Annotated in this window: 2 protein-coding genes; both read right to left on the bottom strand. The window is 48.8% G+C overall.

The genetic code is table 11. The features are described from left to right. Positions 1–872 (bottom strand): cation diffusion facilitator family transporter (locus IDAT_RS12720; RefSeq protein ID WP_034734372.1); only part of this gene is annotated, 872 nt, incomplete at its 3' end. 59 nt (positions 873–931) lie between these two features. Then, on the bottom strand, positions 932–2162 hold a 1231-nt coding region (locus tag IDAT_RS12715; protein ID WP_034734370.1), incomplete at its 5' end, for an efflux RND transporter permease subunit.

Below are 2162 nucleotides of genomic sequence, written 5' to 3'. Positions count from 1 at the left end.
GCTTCATCAGGATCTTCGAGTTCTACCGTTGTATGGCTTAGAGCATAGGGCGCAAGGACGTTATCGATGTGCTGTTTTAAGTCGCTACGGGCCTCGATATCAAGATTTTCAGTTAACACCAAATGAACGGTTAATACATGCTCCTCGCCGTCTAGTGACCAAAAATGCAAATGGTGTAGGTCAGCAACATGAGGTAGCTCCAGTAAAGCGTCAGCGACTTGTCTGTAGGTTTTTTTGTCCGGAGTTGCTTGTATGAAGAGTTTCAGCGTTGCCCACAGGTTGCGCAGCACATTCACTAAAATAAATAGAGTAAAGCCAATCGACAATATAGGGTCGAGAATTGGCCAGTCTACGAACAACAAAACAATACCAACGATAAGTACAGCAACCCAGCCGAGAACATCCTCCAGCAAGTGCCAGTTAATAACGCGTTCGTTTAACGTTTTGCCCTCTGACAATTTGTAAGCGGCAAATCCATTAACTGTAATGCCAACGACGGCTAAAGCGATCATGCCATCAGCGATGGGCATTTGAGGGTTCCAGAGTCTGGGAATCGCTTCCACAAGTACCCAGGCAGAGCCTGCGATTAAAACAACGGCATTAATAAATGCACCGGCAAGATTGAGTCGCTTATAACCGTAGGTAAAGTGTTGGTTAGCCTGTTTTTTGCCCAGCTTATTAAGTACCCACGCCAGGCCAAGCGACAAGCTATCGCCAAGATCATGAACGGCATCAGCTAAAATGGCGGTACTGTTGGTAAGAAAGCCACCAATAAACTCGATAATGGTGAAAACAAAGTTAAGAACAAATGCCCACCCTAATCGGTTGGACGGCATGTCCTTTGAGTGATCATGGTTATGGTGATGCCCCATAATACGTTCCTCTTTGTAGTAGAAGGGGCGGCAATAACCGCCCCCTTAAGTGCTGAACCCTAACGGCTCAGATCCTTAATTTTTTGTTTCGAAAACCAAGGATAGAGCACGGGTAAGATAACCAGTGTTAGCAATGTCGCAGACACCAAACCGCCAACAATGACGGTGGCCAATGGACGCTGAATTTCAGCGCCTGCGCCGGTTGCAAACAGCATGGGAATGAGTCCTAACGCTGAGGTTATTGCCGTCATTAATACCGGGCGTAGTCGAGACCATGCGCCATCAAACACGGCATCATTAACTGCATGCCCATCGGTTATTCTCTGGTTTATACTTTCGACCAGAACCACACCGTTTAGTACCGCCACACCAAACAGTGTGATGAAACCCACGGCGCTGGGCACCGATAAGTACTGTCCTGACACATAGAGTGCCACAATACCACCGATGACTGCCAACGGTACATTCACCAAAATCAACATGGCTTGACCCATGGTGCCGAAAGCAAAATAAAGCAGCAGGGCGATGAGTGCCAGCGATATGGGAACGACAATGGACAAGCGCTCCTGTGCTCGTTGTTGACTTTCGAACTGGCCACCAATGTCGACTGAGTAACCGGTTGGTAAATCCACCTTCTCGTCAATCGCCTTCCTAATATCGGCAACCACGCTGCCCATGTCACGACCCTGAACGTTCGATTGAATTACAACGCGACGCTGTACATCATCACGACGGATTTGCGGTGGTCCTGATTCAATTGCAACGTTGGCGACTTCGCCTAAGGTTACCCAGGCCCCCGAGGGAGTTAACAAGCGTAACGAGCGAATAGACTCCGGCGTATCGCGGAATTGCTTGGCCAACCGCACGTAAATATCATAGCGCTCATTACCGCGAATGATCTGGCCTGCCGAAGCGCCACCCAAGCCATTGTCGACAACGCTAAGTACATCGGAGACATTTAAGCCGTAGCGTGAGAGTTGTTGGCGTTTCGGCGAAACCACCAGTTGTGCTTCACCTTTTATTTGCTCCATCGCTACTGCAACGGCCCCGTCAACCTGCTTGACGGCACTTTCTATTTCCTGGCCTTTACGGGCCAACACGTCAAGCTCGGGTCCAAATAGTTTGATGGCTAGCTGCGATTTTACACCTGAGAGCAGTTCATCAACCCGTGTTGCAATAGGTTGTGAAAAATTAAACAACAAGCCTGGGTGAGCATCTAGTTTTGCCTCCATTTTTTCTTGTAAGGCGTAGCGATCGGATGCCGTTGTCCATTCGGATTGCGGCTTAAGG

It is taken from the genome of Pseudidiomarina atlantica (genome assembly GCF_000753735.1).
In the GTDB taxonomy this organism is placed as follows: domain Bacteria; phylum Pseudomonadota; class Gammaproteobacteria; order Enterobacterales; family Alteromonadaceae; genus Pseudidiomarina; species Pseudidiomarina atlantica.
Note: the sequence above shows the minus strand (reverse complement) of the source record. Positions and strands in the feature narration are given on the sequence as shown.